This window comes from Aquabacterium soli (genome assembly GCF_003933735.1).
Lineage (GTDB): Bacteria > Pseudomonadota > Gammaproteobacteria > Burkholderiales > Burkholderiaceae_C > Aquabacterium > Aquabacterium soli.
This window is the reverse complement of record NZ_RSED01000012.1, coordinates 16,160-31,953: the sequence shown is the minus strand read 5'-3', so window position 1 is coordinate 31,953 and position 15,794 is coordinate 16,160. Positions and strand designations below refer to the sequence as shown.

Annotated in this window: 19 protein-coding genes; 14 read left to right on the top strand and 5 right to left on the bottom strand. The window is 66.5% G+C overall.

From position 1 onward, the window contains the following. The first annotated feature begins 28 nt into the window (after positions 1 to 28). From ctaD to EIP75_RS15465, 5 genes are read left to right on the top strand one after another with little or no spacing between them, the layout of a single operon-like run. Complete coding sequence (ctaD, locus tag EIP75_RS15480; protein WP_125244181.1) at positions 29 to 1,657, top strand: cytochrome c oxidase subunit I; 1,629 nt, start codon at positions 29 to 31, stop codon at positions 1,655 to 1,657. A 13-nt stretch (positions 1,658 to 1,670) separates the two neighbouring features. Then, positions 1,671 to 1,814, top strand: a complete 144-nt coding sequence (locus tag EIP75_RS24345; RefSeq protein ID WP_199758607.1) for a cytochrome oxidase small assembly protein — start codon at positions 1,671 to 1,673, stop codon at positions 1,812 to 1,814. Continuing rightward, positions 1,811 to 2,410, top strand: coding sequence for a cytochrome c oxidase assembly protein (locus EIP75_RS15475; RefSeq protein WP_125244180.1), 600 nt, complete (start codon positions 1,811 to 1,813; stop codon positions 2,408 to 2,410). Before EIP75_RS24345 ends, EIP75_RS15475 begins: the two co-directional genes overlap by 4 nt. Beyond that, entirely contained in the window at positions 2,407 to 2,658 is a 252-nt protein-coding gene (locus EIP75_RS15470) for a DUF2970 domain-containing protein (protein WP_125244179.1), read from the top strand. Before EIP75_RS15475 ends, EIP75_RS15470 begins: the two co-directional genes overlap by 4 nt. Positions 2,659 to 2,717: 59 nt before the next feature. Next, the gene (locus tag EIP75_RS15465; RefSeq protein WP_125244178.1) at positions 2,718 to 3,602 is read left to right on the top strand and encodes a cytochrome c oxidase subunit 3; all 885 of its coding nucleotides are present in this window, start codon (positions 2,718 to 2,720) and stop codon (positions 3,600 to 3,602) included. Positions 3,603 to 3,684: 82 nt separating this feature from the next. Here EIP75_RS15465 and EIP75_RS15460 read toward each other — a convergent pair whose 3' ends face one another. After that, on the bottom strand, positions 3,685 to 3,906 hold the full coding sequence (locus EIP75_RS15460; RefSeq protein WP_125244177.1) for a twin transmembrane helix small protein: 222 nt from the start codon (positions 3,904 to 3,906) through the stop codon (positions 3,685 to 3,687). A gap of 33 nt (positions 3,907 to 3,939) precedes the next feature. On the opposite strand from EIP75_RS15460, the gene EIP75_RS15455 reads away from it, so the two are divergent. From EIP75_RS15455 to EIP75_RS15435, 5 genes are read left to right on the top strand one after another with little or no spacing between them, the layout of a single operon-like run. Continuing rightward, the gene (locus EIP75_RS15455; protein WP_233584897.1) at positions 3,940 to 4,737 is read left to right on the top strand and encodes an SURF1 family protein; all 798 of its coding nucleotides are present in this window, start codon (positions 3,940 to 3,942) and stop codon (positions 4,735 to 4,737) included. A 10-nt stretch (positions 4,738 to 4,747) separates the two neighbouring features. Beyond that, a complete protein-coding gene (locus EIP75_RS15450) occupies positions 4,748 to 5,464 on the top strand; it encodes an SCO family protein (protein ID WP_125244176.1) in 717 nt (238 codons plus the stop codon). Further along, positions 5,461 to 6,678 carry a COX15/CtaA family protein gene (locus EIP75_RS15445; protein ID WP_125244175.1) on the top strand — a complete coding sequence of 406 codons (1,218 nt, stop codon included), beginning with the start codon at positions 5,461 to 5,463 and terminating at the stop codon, positions 6,676 to 6,678. Before EIP75_RS15450 ends, EIP75_RS15445 begins: the two co-directional genes overlap by 4 nt. Beyond that, positions 6,654 to 7,556, top strand: a complete 903-nt coding sequence (gene cyoE / locus EIP75_RS15440; RefSeq protein WP_420797171.1) for a heme o synthase — start codon at positions 6,654 to 6,656, stop codon at positions 7,554 to 7,556. The genes EIP75_RS15445 and cyoE overlap by 25 nt, the downstream gene beginning before the upstream one ends. A gap of 3 nt (positions 7,557 to 7,559) precedes the next feature. After that, positions 7,560 to 8,249, top strand: a complete 690-nt coding sequence (locus EIP75_RS15435) for an SCO family protein (protein ID WP_233584896.1) — start codon at positions 7,560 to 7,562, stop codon at positions 8,247 to 8,249. A 15-nt stretch (positions 8,250 to 8,264) separates the two neighbouring features. Here the strand turns inward: EIP75_RS15435 and EIP75_RS15430 are convergent, their stop codons facing one another. From EIP75_RS15430 to folE, 4 genes are read right to left on the bottom strand one after another with little or no spacing between them, the layout of a single operon-like run. Next, a complete protein-coding gene (locus EIP75_RS15430) occupies positions 8,265 to 9,128 on the bottom strand; it encodes a D-hexose-6-phosphate mutarotase (protein WP_125244173.1) in 864 nt (287 codons plus the stop codon). Beyond that, positions 9,125 to 10,060: a DUF429 domain-containing protein gene (locus EIP75_RS15425; RefSeq protein ID WP_125244172.1), complete on the bottom strand. Its 936-nt coding sequence runs from the start codon at positions 10,058 to 10,060 to the stop codon at positions 9,125 to 9,127. Before EIP75_RS15425 ends, EIP75_RS15430 begins: the two co-directional genes overlap by 4 nt. Then, entirely contained in the window at positions 10,050 to 10,478 is a 429-nt protein-coding gene (locus EIP75_RS15420; RefSeq protein WP_125244171.1) for a BLUF domain-containing protein, read from the bottom strand. Before EIP75_RS15420 ends, EIP75_RS15425 begins: the two co-directional genes overlap by 11 nt. A gap of 3 nt (positions 10,479 to 10,481) precedes the next feature. After that, positions 10,482 to 11,252, bottom strand: coding sequence for a GTP cyclohydrolase I (gene folE / locus EIP75_RS15415; RefSeq protein ID WP_125244170.1), 771 nt, complete (start codon positions 11,250 to 11,252; stop codon positions 10,482 to 10,484). 157 nt (positions 11,253 to 11,409) lie between these two features. Between folE and EIP75_RS15410 the strand changes: the two genes are divergently transcribed. From EIP75_RS15410 to EIP75_RS15395, 4 genes are all read left to right on the top strand, one after another. Beyond that, entirely contained in the window at positions 11,410 to 12,150 is a 741-nt protein-coding gene (locus tag EIP75_RS15410) for an energy transducer TonB (RefSeq protein WP_125244169.1), read from the top strand. 9 nt (positions 12,151 to 12,159) lie between these two features. Continuing rightward, positions 12,160 to 12,975, top strand: coding sequence for a MotA/TolQ/ExbB proton channel family protein (locus EIP75_RS15405; protein WP_125244168.1), 816 nt, complete (start codon positions 12,160 to 12,162; stop codon positions 12,973 to 12,975). Positions 12,976 to 12,993: 18 nt separating this feature from the next. After that, a complete protein-coding gene (locus tag EIP75_RS15400; RefSeq protein ID WP_125244167.1) occupies positions 12,994 to 13,419 on the top strand; it encodes an ExbD/TolR family protein in 426 nt (141 codons plus the stop codon). Between the two features lie 125 nt (positions 13,420 to 13,544). Beyond that, positions 13,545 to 15,731 (top strand): TonB-dependent receptor, encoded by a 2,187-nt coding sequence (locus tag EIP75_RS15395; protein WP_125244166.1) that lies wholly within the window; start codon positions 13,545 to 13,547, stop codon positions 15,729 to 15,731. Positions 15,732 to 15,794: the final 63 nt, after the last annotated feature.

Genomic DNA, 15,794 nt, shown 5'->3' with positions numbered 1-15,794 from the left:
GCTACCAAGATTCTGAAAGGATTCCAAGATGAGTGCGGTGATGGATCACGGCGGTCACGCCCACGGACACGACGACCATTCGCATGACCACCCCCATGGGTGGCGGCGCTGGATGTTCGCGACCAACCACAAGGACATCGGTACCCTGTACCTGCTGTTCTCGTTCACGATGCTGATGATCGGCGGAGCGCTGGCCCTGGGCATCCGTGCCGAGCTGTTCAAGCCTGGCCTGCAGTTGGTCAACCCCGAGCTGTTCAACCAGCTCACCACCATGCACGGCATCATCATGGTGTTCGGCGCGATCATGCCGGCCTTCGTGGGCCTGGCCAACTGGATGATCCCGCTGCAGATCGGCGCGTCGGACATGGCCTTTGCGCGCATGAACAACTTCAGTTTCTGGCTGATGATCCCGGCGGCCATCCTGCTGGTGGCCTCGTTCTTCATGCCCGGTGGCGCGCCCGCCGCCGGCTGGACGCTCTACGCCCCGCTGACCCTGCAGATGGGCCCCTCGATGGACGCCGGCATCTTCGCGATGCACATCCTGGGCGCCAGCTCCATCATGGGTTCGATCAACATCATCGTGACTATCCTCAACATGCGCGCCCCCGGCATGACGCTGATGAAGATGCCGATGTTCGCCTGGACCTGGCTGATCACCGCCTACCTGCTGATCGCAGTGATGCCCGTGCTGGCCGGCGCCATCACGATGACGCTGACCGACCGCCACTTCGGCACCAGCTTCTTCAACCCCGCCGGCGGCGGCGACCCGGTGATGTACCAGCACATCTTCTGGTTCTTCGGCCACCCCGAGGTCTACATCATGATCCTGCCGGCCTTCGGCATCGTGAGCCAGATCGTGCCGGCCTTCGCGCGCAAGCGCCTGTTCGGCTACACCTCGATGGTGTACGCCACGGCCTCCATCGCCATCCTGAGCTTCATCGTGTGGGCGCACCACATGTTCGCCACCGGCATGCCGGTCACGGGCCAGCTGTTCTTCATGTACGCGACCATGCTCATCTCGGTGCCCACGGGCGTGAAGGTCTTCAACTGGATCGCGACCATGTGGCGCGGCTCCATGACCTTCGAGACCCCCATGCTGTGGGCCGTGGGCTTCATCTTCGTGTTCACGATGGGCGGCTTCACGGGCCTGATCCTGTCGGTGGCACCGATCGACATCCAGCTGCAGGACACCTACTACGTGGTGGCTCACTTCCACTACGTGCTGGTGGCCGGTTCGCTGTTCGCGCTGTATGGCGCCGTGTACTACTGGGGCCCCAAGTGGACGGGCGTGATGATCCCCGAGTGGAAGGGCAAGCTGCATTTCTGGCTGTCGATCATCAGCTTCAACGTCACCTTCTTCCCGATGCACTTCCTGGGGCTGGCGGGCATGCCGCGCCGCTATGCCGACTACCCGATGCAGTTCGCCGATTTCAACGAAATTGCCTCCATCGGCGCCTTCGTGTTCGGCATCACGCAGTTCCTGTTCTTCTTCGTGGTGATGCTGCCGGCCATGCTGGGCAAGGGCGAGAAAGCGCCGCAGCGCCCCTGGGAAGGCGCCGAAGGCCTGGAGTGGGAAGTGCCGTCGCCGGCCCCGTTCCACACCTTCGAGAACCCGCCCAAGCTGGATGCCACCGCCACCCGCATCGTGGCCGAATGACGAAAGCCCCCCGATGAGCCAGCCCGCCATCCCCGCAGCCCAGCGCGCAGAAGCATTGCGCCGCAAGAACCTGCGGCTGGCGCTGGTGCTGGTGTCCATCGTGGCCACCTTCCTGGTGGGCTTCGTGGCCAAGATCGTTCTGCTGTCGCACCCATGAGCGCCGCCGTCCAAACGGATCCCCGCCACGGCCATCTGCAGATGGTCTTCAAGCTGGTGGTGATCGTGGCGGTGATGTTTGGCTTCGGCTACGCCATGGTGCCCATGTACCGTGCCATCTGCGCGGCCCTGGGGATCAACGTGCTGTCCCTGGCCGAGCGCGAAGTGCCGGGCACGGCCTCTCGCGCCCGGCCCAACACGCAGGTGGACACCTCGCGCACCATCACGGTCGAGTTCGATGCCAATGCCCGTGGGCCCTGGAGCTTCAAGCCCGAAGTACGGTCGCTGCAGGTGCACCCGGGCCAGCTCAACACCGTGGTCTACGAGTTCCGCAACGATCAGAACCGGGTCATGTCGGCCCAGGCCATTCCCAGCTATGCGCCCAAGCAGTCCACGGCGCATTTCAACAAGCTCGAGTGCTTCTGCTTCAATGAGTACACCTTGCAGCCTGGTGAATCCAAGCGCTGGCCGGTGGTGTTCGTGATCGATCCGAAATTGCCCCGTGATGTGAAGACCATCACCTTGTCCTACACCTTCTTCGAGGTGGGCGGCAAGGTGCCGCCAGCGCCTGTCGGGCAGCTTGGGGGGCGCTCATGAGCCGCAGCAAGCCTGGCACCGATGGCAGCCTGCGCGACGCCGTGGCCCGCAAGGGCTCGTTTGTCGGCACGCTCAAGGCCGTGGCCTGGTCGTTCTTCGGTGTGCGCAAGTCGAAGGACCACGCCGATGACCTGGCCCGGCTCAACCCCGTCCACCTGATCGTGGCCGGGCTGCTGGCGGGTGTGGGGTTTGTGGTGGCGCTGGTGTTCCTGGTGCGCTGGGTGGTCCGCAGCGGGGTGGCGGCATGAGGCCGGGTGTGATGAAGGTCAGCGCCACGTCAACGTGGCTGCAATAACAAGGAGAGCGTATGTCCGCAGCGATTCCCAAGGGGCAGACCCCTTACTACTTCGTGCCGGGGCCGTCCAGGCACCCGTTGATGGCGGCCTTCGCGCTGTTCTTCGTGGTGCTGGGGGCAGGGCAATGGGTCAACGGCGCGAGCTGGGCCCCGTATTCAGTGGCGGCCGGCCTGCTGGGCTGGCTGTTCGTGCTCAAGCAGTGGTTCTCCGATGCGATCCACGAGAGCGAATCCGGCCTGTATGGCGAGCGGATCGACGTGTCTTTCCGCTGGAGCATGGCCTGGTTCATCTTTTCGGAGGTGATGTTCTTCGGCGCGTTCTTCGGGGCCTTGTTCTGGTCTCGCCTGTACACCATCCCTGAGTTGGGCAGCATCGACAACGCCTTGCTGTGGCCTGACTTCAAGGCGGTGTGGCCCTCGGTGGTGGCCGGTGCCACGGCGTCGCCGGCCGGGGTGGTCGAGCCCTTCCGCACGATGGGCCCCTGGCCCCTGCCCACGATCAACACGGCGCTGCTGCTGACCTCGGGTGTGACCCTCACCATCGCCCACCATGCGCTGCGCGAGAACCACCGTGGCAAGACCATCGCCTTCATGTGGGCCACCGTGCTGCTGGGCCTGGCCTTCGTGATCTGCCAGGGCTATGAGTACTACGAGGCCTATCACCACCTCAACCTCAAGCTCACGTCCGGCATCTACGGCTCGACCTTCTTCATGCTGACCGGCTTTCACGGCTTCCACGTGTTCGTGGGCATGCTGATGCTGCTGTTCATCACGCTGCGCCTGCACAAGGGGCACTTCACGCCCGAGAAGCACTTCGGCTTCGAAGGTGCCGCCTGGTACTGGCACTTCGTGGACGTGGTGTGGCTGGGCCTGTACGTGATCGTCTACTGGACCTGAGCCCGCGGGCCCTTGCCTTCAAGGCCCCGGTGACCTGTGCAGGTGCCGGGGCTTTTTGCTGGTGGCCCGGTCGGCCTCGTGCTCAGCGGCCCACGGCGATGCCGGTGGGCTGGATCCAGCCCAGGTGATGGGCCAGCAGGATGAACAGGAACAGCGCCACCGACAGGCCCACGCGCCAAGCCAGGGCGCGCACCATGCGGTTGCTCTTGGGCGCGCCGTTGCGGCCATCCTGCAGCATGGCCCGGCCTGCCAGGCCCAGGGCACCCACGATGGCGATCAGCGCGACAATGAGGACGATTTTCATGTTGATGGATTATCCGGCCGTGTGGCGCCGGCCTTGCTGCGTTCTTTCCCACCCATGCGCGCTTCCCGGCCTTTGATCGTTCTGTTGGCCACCCTGGTGGGGGTGGGCGTGACCGCGTCCCTGGGGCAGTGGCAGTTGCGCCGTGCCGCGGCCAAGCAGGCCCTGCACGACACCATCGAGGCGCATGGCCAACTGGCCGCGCTGGACAACGCGACGCTGCCGTGTGCTGAATCAGTGTGGACTGGGCAGCTGCAGCGGCGTGTGGAACTGCGCGGGCATTGGCTCAACGAACGCACTGTGTGGCTGGACAACCGGCCCATGGCGGGCCGTGTCGGGCTGTTCGTGCTGACGCCGTTGCGCCTGAGCGTACCCGTGGACCAGGGCGGCGCCTGCGCCGCCACGGTGCTGGTGCAGCGGGGTTGGGTGCCGCGTGATCCACGTGACCGCACCCGCGTGCCTCCCTTGCCACCGGTGGGCGGCGAGGTGCTGGTCCACGGCCGGCTGGTGGCCGCCCCATCAAAGCTGATGGAGCTGGGAGACCCGGGCGCAGCGCAGCCCGGTGCCGTGCGTCAGAATGTCGGTTTGGCCGCGCTGTCCCAGGAATGGGGCGAAGCTCTGCGCCCGGGCAGCATCCAGCAGGAGGGCGACGAGGTTCCGTCGCCGCCGGGCGGTACCGGGCTGCTGCGCGAGTGGTGGCGGCCGACCCTGGATGTGGGACGCCACCAGGCCTATGCCGCCCAATGGTTCGCCATGGCTGGGGCCATGGTGGTGTTGTATGTGTGGTTCCAGTGGATCAGGCCTCGGCGGCGGCGCCAGCCTGGATCCGCATGAAAAGCCCGAGATGAGCTCAACCCTGTCGTCCCGACCGCCCGAGCCCGAAGCCGCCCCGACGGCCCCGCCGGACAGCCCGCTGGTGCAACTGAGTGTGCACAGCCTGCCCGACCCCGCGCAGGCGCAGCGCACCTTGCAGGGCAGGCTCAAGATGCTGCTGGTGCTGGCGGTGTGTGCGGCTCCCGTGATCGCGTCGTACATCACCTACTACGTGATCCGTCCGGAAAGCCGCACCAACCACGGCGTGCTCATCATCCCGCCGCGTCCCCTGCCGGCGTCGGATGCGCTGCCTTTGACCGATCTGAACGGTCTGGCCGTGTCCACGACCGCGCTCAAAGGGCAGTGGCTCCTGCTGACCGTGGGCGGCGGCGACTGCGACGCGCGCTGCGAGAAGCACCTCTACTGGCAGCGCCAGGTGCGCGAGGTGCTGGGCAAGGAAAAGGACAAGGTCGACCGCGTGTGGCTGATCGACGATGCCCGGCCGATGCGGCCCGCGCTGGCGTCTGCGATGCACGGTGCCACGGTGCTGCGGGCCAAGCGCGATGACCTGGTGCGCTGGCTGCAGGCCGACACGGGCCATGCGCTGGAAGACCACTGGTACCTGGTCGACCCGCGGGGCGACTGGATGATGCGCTTTCCCGTCAATGCCGAGCCGCGCAAGGTGCAGAAGGATCTGGAGCGCCTGCTGCGCGCAGCCAGCTCCTGGGACGAGGGAGGGCGGCCATGAGCCTGGACGCCGCAACGGCCCTGGTCGACTGGGCTCCGGCCATCGAGGTGGGCCTGGTAGGCGCGGCCGTGGCCGTGCTGCCGGTGCTGTGGGTGGCCTTGCGCCTGCGCCGCCAGGGGCAGGTGGGCGCGGGGGCCTGGCAGCGTGCGCTCACCCTGGCCACCTTGTTCCTCACGATCGACCTGGTGGTGTTCGGCGCCTTCACCCGGCTCACGGATTCCGGCCTGGGCTGCCCTGACTGGCCTGGCTGCTATGGCAGTGCCAGCCCGGTGGGCGCGCACACCGACATCGCCGAGGCCCAGGCCGCCGCGCCGACCGGGCCGGTGACCCATGGCAAGGCCTGGATCGAGATGATCCACCGCTATCTGGCCTCCGGGGTGGGCGCGCTGATCGTGGTGCTGATGGGCCTGGCCTGGTGGCGCCATGCGCGCGAACGAGGCCGCGGGCTGGTGTCGGGCGGGCAGGGCGCAGCCTTGTCGCCGTGGTGGCCCACCTGGACCTTCATCTGGGTGTGCGCGCAGGGCGCCTTCGGGGCCTTCACGGTCACCCTCAAGCTCTACCCGCTGGTCGTGACGGGGCACCTGCTGGGCGGCCTGATCGGCGTGGTGTTGCTGACGGCGCAGTGCCGGGCCATGGCGCCCGCCTCAACGGGCACGGCTGGTTCGTTGCCTGCAGTCCTGCGCCGCGCGGCGCTGTGGGTGCTGGGCGCGTGGTTTGTCCAGGCGGCCCTGGGCGCCTGGGTCAGTACCAATGGCGCTGTGCTGGTGTGCTCCAGTTTTCCGCTTTGTCAGGGACAATGGTGGCCCGCGATGGACTGGCCCCAAGGTTTCACATTGTGGCGTGGCCTGGGCCATGACGGGCAGGGCGGCTTCATCACCTTGCCCGCCTTGACTGCCATCCACATGGGCCACCGTCTCGGTGCCGTGGTGGCCACAGTGGCCGTGCTGTGGCTGGCTGCCCGGGCCTGGCCGGTGGCGCGACGCGAGGCCTGGGGCCTGCTGGCGCTGCTGCTGCTGCAGGTGCTGTCGGGCCTGAGCAATGTCGTGCTGGGTTGGCCCCTGCTGGCGGCGCTGGGCCACACCCTGGGTGCCGCCCTGATGGCGGGCTGGCTCACGCGCATGGCGGTGGCCGCGCCGGTCGTTCTTTCTGTGTCTTCTGGTTCTGTTGTTCAGCCCCCATGTCCTCCTCCATGGTCTCCTCTTCCGCGGACGTGAGCCTGCCCTCACGGGCCCGCCAGTTCTACGCGCTGACCAAGCCGCGCGTGGTGCAGCTCATCGTCTTCTGCGCCGTGATCGGCATGCTGCTGGCCGTGCCCGGTGTGCCCACGGCCGAAGAGGGCGTCAGGGCCGTGGCCGCCTCCATCGGCATCTGGCTGGTGGCCGGGGCCGCCGCTGCCTTCAACTGCCTGATCGAGCAGGAGATCGATTCGCGCATGAAGCGCACGGCCTGGCGTCCCACGGCCAATGGCGAGCTGACACGCACGCAGGCACTGATCTTCAGCGCGGTGCTCTGCACGCTGGGCGGCGTGGTGCTGGTGGTGTTCGTGAACGCCCTGACGCTGTGGCTCACCCTGGGCACCTTCGTGGGCTACGCCATCATCTACACGGTGATCCTGAAGCCGGCCACGCCGCAGAACATCGTGATCGGCGGGGCCTCGGGTGCGATGCCCCCGGTGCTGGGCTGGGCCGCGATGCGAGGTGCCGTCGAGCCCGAGGCGTTGATGCTGTGCCTGATCATTTTCCTGTGGACGCCGCCGCACTTCTGGGCGCTGGCCCTGTACCGGGTCGAGGACTACGCCCGTGCGGGCCTGCCGATGCTGCCCGTCACGCACGGCAACAAGTTCACGCGCCTGCACGTGTTCCTCTACACGTGGGTGCTGCTGGCTGCCACCTTGCTGCCCTACATCTATGGCATGAGCCGCCACATCTACCTGGTCAGCGCGGTGGTGCTGGGGCTGTGGTTCATGGTCTATGCCTTCCGGCTGTGGCGCCACTACAGCGATGAGCTGGCGCGCAAGACCTTCCGCTTCTCGATCCTCCACCTGATGCTGCTGTTCGCGGCCCTGCTGGTGGACCACTACGTCTGGTACTGAGCCATGCCACAGCTTCGCGATGATCCTTTGTCCAATGACCGCCGCCAGGGCCTGAAGACGGCTGCGGCCGCGCTGATGGGCCTGCCCCTGCTGGGCCTGGGCGTGGGCCTGGGCCTGAGCGGCTGCGACGGCAAGGGCCTGAACCCGCTGACGCCCGAGGCGCCCAAGTTCAACGGCGTGGACATCACCGGGGCCGAATACGCCAAGGCCTTGTCATTGACCGATCCCGAAGGCAAGCGCCGCAGCCTGGCGGAGTTCAAGGGCAAGGTGGTGGTGGTGTTCTTCGGTTTCACGCAGTGCCCGGATGTCTGCCCCACCACCATGGCCGAACTGGCCGAGGTGCGCCGCCGTCTGGGGGCCGATGGCCAGCGGGTGCAGGGCGTGTTCGTGACGGTCGACCCTGAGCGCGACACCGCCCAGGTGCTGGGCGAGTACGTCAAGGCGCTGGACCCGAGCTTCATCGGGCTGCGCGGCTCGGTGGAAGAGGTGACCCAGGCCGCACGCGACTTCAAGGTCTTCTTCCAGAAGGTGCCCAGCAAGGACGGCAAGAGCTACACGATGGACCATACCGCCGGCTCCTATGTGTTCGACCCGCAGGGCAAGGTGCGGCTGTTCGTGCGCTATGGCATCGGCGTGGATGCCTGGGTGGCCGATGTGCAGCAGCTGCTCAAGGAGCCGGCCGCCAAGGCCTGAGCGCCCCCAGTTGCTTCAGTCTGGCAGCACCAGGCTCTGGCGCGCAGTCCAGCTGTCACCGGGCTGCAGCGTGGGCGGGTTCAGCACCTGGGCGGCTTCCACGCACAGCATCTGGCGCCAGTCGTCGTCGGGCATGTCGCTCAGGGCGATGCATTTCTCGGGCCCCGGATTCCATAGCACGGCGTCTTCGAAAGTCTCTGATTCGATGGTGAGGCGCCGCGGACCATCACGCAGCAGCAGCGAGCGAGGCACCAGTTCGTAGATCCGGTCGATCTCGCCGGCGAAGCGCTTTTCGGGATGATCCTCGATGTACTCGCCCTGGGTCACGGCATCGAGGAAGCGGCAGCCCTCCAGGCCCTGCAGGCGCACCTGGCCGATGTCGCTGGCCGCCAGGTAAGTGTGCAAGGCGGCGGAGAAGGGCCAGGCCGTATCGCCCGGGTTGGTGACATGGAGCTCCAGATCCAAGCGGTTCGGGCCCAGGCTGACTGTGAACTCCAGCTGGAAGGCGTGCGGCCACAGGGCGCGGGTTTCAGGGGTGTCGCTCAGCGTGAAGCTGGCCAGCGCGTGGTCGGGGCCGGCGCGGTGGGTGTCCAGTGTCCAAGCACGCGTGCGTGCCAGGCCATGGCGGGGCAGGCTGTAGTCAGGGCCGCGCTGTTCGAACTGCGGAAAGATCACGGGGATGCCGCCACGCACGGCCTTGCCTTCAGCGGCCACCGCCGTGGGCGACAGGTAAAGCTGTTCGCCCCAGGCGCCGGCTTGCCACGACACCACGTGCGCGCCATGGTGCAGGATCACGGCGGCGGAGCCGTTGGGCAGGGTCAGTTCGATGGCGGGCAGGCCCTGGTAGGTGGCTTCTCGGGTGGCGGCAGGCTTGTTCATGCCGAGAGTATCCACCCTTCGACCGGGTCCATGTCCAGTGGCTGGCCGGCGCGTGCATCGCCTTCTGCGCGGCGGGCATCGGCCCAGCCAGCCTGCAGCAGGCACAGTACGGCGTCGACGCGGTCGCCCTGGGGATCGCTGGCCAGGTGGTCGCGCTGGCCGGGTGTCAGCTTCAGGCGCAGGCCCAGCCGTGTGCGGCCTTGCTCCAGCGCATCGATCAGGCTCAGGCGCTGTACCAGGCGGCGTGCGGCGTCGATCTGCTCGCGGGCGTCGCTCTTGTAGCTCTGGCGGCCCAGGATCTCGTGGGCCAGCAGGCCGGGATAGGCCTCGAAGGCGGCGCGCATCGGGGGCGGCTCAGCTCCTTTTGGGCCTTCATCGGCCAGCAAGCCAGGCAGTTCGATGCCTGCCTGCACCAGCCGCCACAGCCCTTCGAAGTACATCTTGCCCACGGGCACGTAGCGTGTCTGCAGCGGGCTGGTGCTGGACACGCCCGCCATGGCCGTGTCGCAGCGACGGTGTGGCAGGGTGGCCGGCCGCGTGCCCAGGCCCCAACCCTGGCCCCAGGCATCCACCAGAAGCTGGAAGGCCTGCCGATCGGGGCAGCGTGCTCGCACATGGCCGATCAAGGCGCGGGTGTCCGGCAGCGGCAGGCCGGCATCCGCGCTTAGCGCATCCACGAAGACGCGCGGCAGGCCGAACGGGAAATCGAAGCCGCCCACCCAGCCTTGGGCAGACCGAGGATGCTCAAGCGACAGCAAGGCCTCGAAGCCGTGCAGGGTGGTGATGGATTCCAGCGCCTCCAGCTTGACCACCGCGCCATGGCGGCGGCCCCAGGCGGCCACGATGGGCTTGCGGGCGGAAGGCGCGCAACTGAAGTCGACGCCGAGCAGCCAGGCCGGGGCCGGTTGGCCCGCCGCGCCCTCAGGCGCCACGGGTGACGATGCTGGCGGTGGCGATCAGCTCCTGCAGCAGGGCCATCGCGGCCTGGCCGGATGCCGCGTAGGGATCGAGCACGGGCTTTTCGGAGTACTTCAGCAGGATGGACGGGTTCACGCGTTGCAGGTTGACCTGGCCCATGGTCCAGCCGGCAAAGCGCCGCTCGGCGATCTCTTCGTAGTGCAGCAGGATCACATCGCTGTGGCGCAGGTCCTGGCAGATGCGGGTGTAGAGCTGGTTGACGGCCTCCCGGCCGCCTTCGATCACCTGCATGAAGGTGTCGCCGCTGTGGCAGAGCAGGCCGGTGACGCCCAGTGCCGGGTTGCGCCGGCGCGAAGAAGCCAGGATGGCCTCGATCGTGTCGGGCACCAGCGGCTCGGCGGCGCGGCTGGCGTACAGCAGTCGAACGAGCATGGCTTACCCCTTCTTGTGGTTGACCAGGGCCAGGAACTCGCGGCGCAGGTTGGCGTCCTTCAGGAAGGAGCCGCGCATGACGCTGTTGATCATCTTGGAGTCCATGTCCTTGACCCCGCGCCAGTGCATGCAGAAGTGATCGGCTTCCATCACCACGGCCAGGCCATCGGGCTGCATGCGCGACTGCAGCAGCTCGGCCACCTGGGTGACGGCTTCCTCCTGGATCTGCGGGCGGCTCATGATCCAGTCGATCAGGCGGGCGTACTTGGACAGGCCGATCAGGTTGGAGTGCTCGTTGGGCATCACGCCCACCCACACGCGGCCAATGATGGGGCACAGGTGGTGCGAGCAGGCGCTGCGCACGGTGATGGGCCCGACGATCATCAGCTCGTTGAGGCGCTCGGCATTAGGGAACTCGGTGACCGGCGGGGCGGCGTGGTAGCGGCCCTTGAAGATCTCGTTCAGGTACATCTTGGCCACGCGCCGGGCAGTGTCCTGCGTGTTGTGGTCGCTGTCGGTGTCGATCACCAGGCTGGACAGCACATCGCTCATCTTGCCCTGCACCTCGTCAAGCAGCTTTTCCAGTTCGCCGGGCTCGATGAACTCGGCGATGTTGTCGTTGGCATGGAAGCGCCGCTGGGCCTGCTTGAGGCGCTCGCGGATCTTCACCGAGACAGGCACGCCTTCATCGCCCCCCACTTGCAGGGGGGGGGTGGCGGTGGCATCGGCCGGCGCGGTGGTCGGGTCGATGGCGCGAAGGTTGTGACTGCTCATGGTGGATCCGTTCTTCTAGGCGCCTGCAGACGAACGCTGGCACCGGTCAGATAACCCGTGATGCTACCTTGACTGGCATCAAGACGCCGGGCACCAAAGGCCTTGTCCGCGATAATAGGATTGATTCTCAGTTACCAAAGGGCTACACTAGAAGGCTATGCAAGCGACAGCCCCCTGGCCTTCAGACCTTCCGAAGGCGACTTTCCTGACAGCCAGTCCCACCGATCTGACGGTGTCGCAGCGCTGGGCCCTGGGCGGCGCCGCCGTGGCTGCCCACGTGGCGGTGGGCGCGCTGATCCTGTTCAGCACGCCCACGGTCGAGATGCAGGCCGAGTCATCACCGATCACGGTCGACCTGATCGCCCCGATGCAGGCCCCCCCGGCGCCACCCAAGCCTGAGCCGGAGCCGCCCAAGCCCAAGCAGATCCAGCCCCCCGAGCCGGTCAAGCCCAAGCCGCGGATGCTCAGCAGCCACGCACCCAGCGAGAACCAGATCCAGGCCGAGCCTGAGCCGGTCAAGCAGCCGATCGTGGAGGCGCCGCCGCCTGCGCCGGTGGAGGCGCCGCCCGCTCCGGTCGCCGCTGCGCCTGCGCCGGCCACGCCGCCCCAGCCCAAGCAACTGGCCGCCTCGGCTGTGGCTTACCTGATCCAGCCTGCACCGAAGTTCCCGGAGGCTTCTCGCCGCCTGGGGGAATCCGGTGTCGTGCGCTTGAAGGTGCTGGTCGACGAGAGTGGCCGCCCCGTCGAGGTCCAGGTCACCCAATCCTCGGGCTATGACCGGCTGGACAAGGCCGCCGTGGCCGCCATGAAGCTGGCCCGCATGAAACCGTACATGGAGGGAGGTGTGCCGCGCGCGGTATGGGCTCCCGCCTCCCTCACTTTCGACCTCCAAGATTGATCGATCACCATGACTGACACCGTGACATCCACCCCTGACGCCGCCGCATTGGCCGTGGCGCATACCACCGTGCCTTCAGCGCCCACGCCCGGCTTCGGCCACTTCATCGCACAGAGCGACGCCGTCGGCCAGACGCTGTTCGCGATCCTGGTGATCATGTCCCTGATCTCCTGGGCCCTGATCGTGATCAAGGGCGTGGCCCTGGTCCTGCGCCAGCGCCGCAGCAAGAGCTTCCTCGACTTCTTCTGGAACGCCACCTCGCTCGAGGCCGTGCAGCATGAGATCGCCACCCATGGCGTACAGGAGCCCTTCGCGCACCTGACCTCGCATGCCATGCACGCACAGACCCACCACGCACGCTATGGCGCCGCCAAGCTGGAAGAAGCAGGCTCTGGCCAGGACTTCCTGACCCGCACCATCAAGAAGGTGCTGGACGAAGAAACCATGCGCCTGGAAAGCGGCCTGACCGTGCTGGCCACCATCGGTGCCACCGCCCCCTTCGTCGGCCTGTTCGGCACGGTGTGGGGCGTCTATCATGCCTTGCTGGCCATCGGTGCCACGGGCGCCGGCACGCTGGACAAGGTGGCCGGCCCGGTGGGCGAGGCGCTGATCATGACCGGCCTGGGCCTGGCGGTCGCCATCCCGGCCGTGATGGCCTACAACTGGCTCACGCGCAGCAACCGCGTGTGGTCGGCCCGCCTGGACGCCTTCGCGTTCGAGCTGTTCACCTTCCTGAGCACCGGCCAGACCCTCAAGACCACCACGACCGAAGCGCCGCGCAGCGCCGCGTCGGTGCGCCCCATCAACCCCCAGGCTTCGGCCTGAGCCTCGCCGAGGTGACCCATGGCTTTCGCAAGCTTTGACAACAAGGGCAGCGGCGCGCCGCTGGCCGAGATCAACATGGTGCCGCTCATCGACGTGATGCTGGTGCTGCTGGTGATCTTCATCGTGGCGGCACCGTTGCTGAGCCACTCGATCAAGCTGGACCTGCCCAAGGCAAGTGCCCAGGTGATCTCGGCCAAGTCGGAGAAGATCGACCTGTCGATCGACGCCGACGGCGTGCGCTACTGGAACCAGGAAGCGCTCACCCGCGACGAGTTGGCCATGCGCCTGATGGAGCAGGGCAAGCTGCCTCAGCAACCCGAGATCCACCTGCGCGCCGACCAGGCCACGGCCTACAAGGCGGTGGCCGAGACGCTGGCCGACGCCTCCAAGGCCGGGCTGACCAAGATCGGTTTCGTGACGGATCCGGAGCCCGCCAAGCCCTGACGGTTTCCGGAGAGCGGTTGCTGCAGCCGCTCTCCACCCACTCCCCCAAAGCGGCCTCAGCCGCTTTTTTCGCGCCCGTTGTGTCCTTTATCCCCATATTTGTGCATTTTTGATTGGGTCAAGTCATGCAGCAGTCTTCATTTCTCTCTCGCCTCAACCCCGTTGCCATGGCTGTTCTGGCGTGTGCGGCGGCCTTGCCTTCCTGGGCGCAGGAGGCCGCGGCGCTGGCAGCGTCGGCTGGTGGCAGCAGCGAAAGCCTTCCGGAGGTGCGTGTGCTTGCCAGCCGGGAAAAGCCGGAGGGTGATGCCGGGCGGGGATACCGCAGCAGCACGGCATCGCAAGTGGGGGCGCTGGGCGCCAAGTCACTACAGGACACGCCGTTTTCCATCAACGTCATTTCGCGCGAACTGATTGAGAACGTGCAGGCGACCAAGCCGGACGATGTCATCAAGATCAATCCGGTGATCCAGTTGAACAACCCGCAATCGCGTTTCTTTTCGGGAGTGACGATGCGCGGCTTCAGCGTCGGCTCGAACAAGCGCATCGATGGCCAGCCCAATGCCAACATGATCAGTGTCGACATGGAGGACAAGGAGCGTGTCGAGGTGCTGACGGGCCTGTCGGGCTTTCTGTACGGGCCTGGCAATGTGGGCGGAACCCTCAACTATGTCCTCAAGCGTCCGTCGGCTGACCGCTTCAATCGTGTCACGGTGGGCATCGCGGAAGGCAGCAGTGCCTATGTGCACGGCGATTTCAATGTGCCCATCGACGAGCAAGGCCGCGTGGCTGCGCGACTCAATGTGGTGGCCCAGGATGGGGGCACCGCCACCGATCACCAGTCCATCAGCCGTCAACTGGTGTCTGGCGCCGTGGACTGGAACATCAGCCAGCGCCTGAAGGTGCAGTTCGATGCCTCGTACAGCCATTACCGCATGGACGGCACGAACCCCTACTGGTCGGTGGCCAGCAGCGCCGTGAAGTATCCCGGTGCGCCTGATGTCGGCAGCTACTGGGGACAGCCTTTCACTTACACAGAGACCAACCAGGCGCATGCCGCAGCGCGCCTGCAGTGGGACGTGAGCGAGGTGCTCGGCATCCGTGCCGGCGTGGCACGCCGCAAGAGCGACTCAGCCCTGGGCGCGGTCAACAACACATTCTCTTCTTCACGCGGCGCCTACACCGTCCAGATCAGCAACTGGGAGTACCCGGACATCACGAACCAGGCGATGTACGCGCTGGCCGATGTGCGCTTCAACACGGGCAGCGTGCGTCACAAGGTCACCGCAGGATTCTTCGGTGACATCGACGAGCGGACCAACTACCGCAGTTCATCCGGAACCGGAGGTTGGGGCACCGCCATCTCCGGAGCATTCAATCTGTCGTCGCCCATCTACCTGACGACGCGTCCCTTGCCCGTCGCAGGTGCCAAGTATGTGGCGGCCCGCACGCACAACAGCAACCTCGTGGTGGGCAACGACATCGAGTTCGGTGACCGATGGAGCGCATTGCTGGGCCTGACCCAGTCGACCATCTATGACAAGGCGTTCGGTGCGACCACCTCGGTCTATGACGAAACACGGGTCACGCCGAGCGCTTCCCTGCTGTTCAAGCCGGTGCCCAACGTGACGGTGTATGGCAGCTACATCGAGAGCATGGAAAAGGGCGGCACGGCAGCAAAAACCTACAGCGGCCAACCCGTCACCAACCCGGACGAGATCAAGCCGCCGCTTGAAAGCCAGCAGATCGAACTGGGCGTGAAAGCCACCGTCGGTGGGGCGCTGCTCACGGCAGCGGTCTTCCAGATCGACAAGGGCCTGCAATACTACGAACGAGCGGGCAACACAGGCCCCTACACCTTCGTGCAGGATGGCCGCCAGGTGCACACAGGCGTGGAGTTGACCAGCACCGGCCGCGTGCTGCCTGGCCTGACGGTCGTTGGTGGTGTGACCATCATGAACGCCGAAGTCACCCGCAACCGGCAGACGCCTGCACTGGAAGGCAAGACTCCGGCCAACGTGGCCGAGAAATTTGCCAAGGTGTATGCCGAATACGATTTGCCCGCGGTGGCCGGCCTGACCCTCACGGGCGGCCTCTACTACACCGGCAAGCAGTCGGTCGATCCGCTCAACACCGACGGGATCCCTGACTTCACCACGGCGGACATCGGCGCGCGCTACAAGACCAAGCTGATCAACCTGCCGCTGACGCTGCGGCTCAACATCAACAACGTCACGAACAAGAGCTACTGGCTGACGGCGAACTCGACGGGCGCGCCTCGCTCCTTGGCCATTTCCGGGCAGATCGAGTTCTGACGCCTGTCCGCTGTCGGCGGGCGGAGCACCGTGGCGGATGGCGCGACAATGCCACCCGTCCAC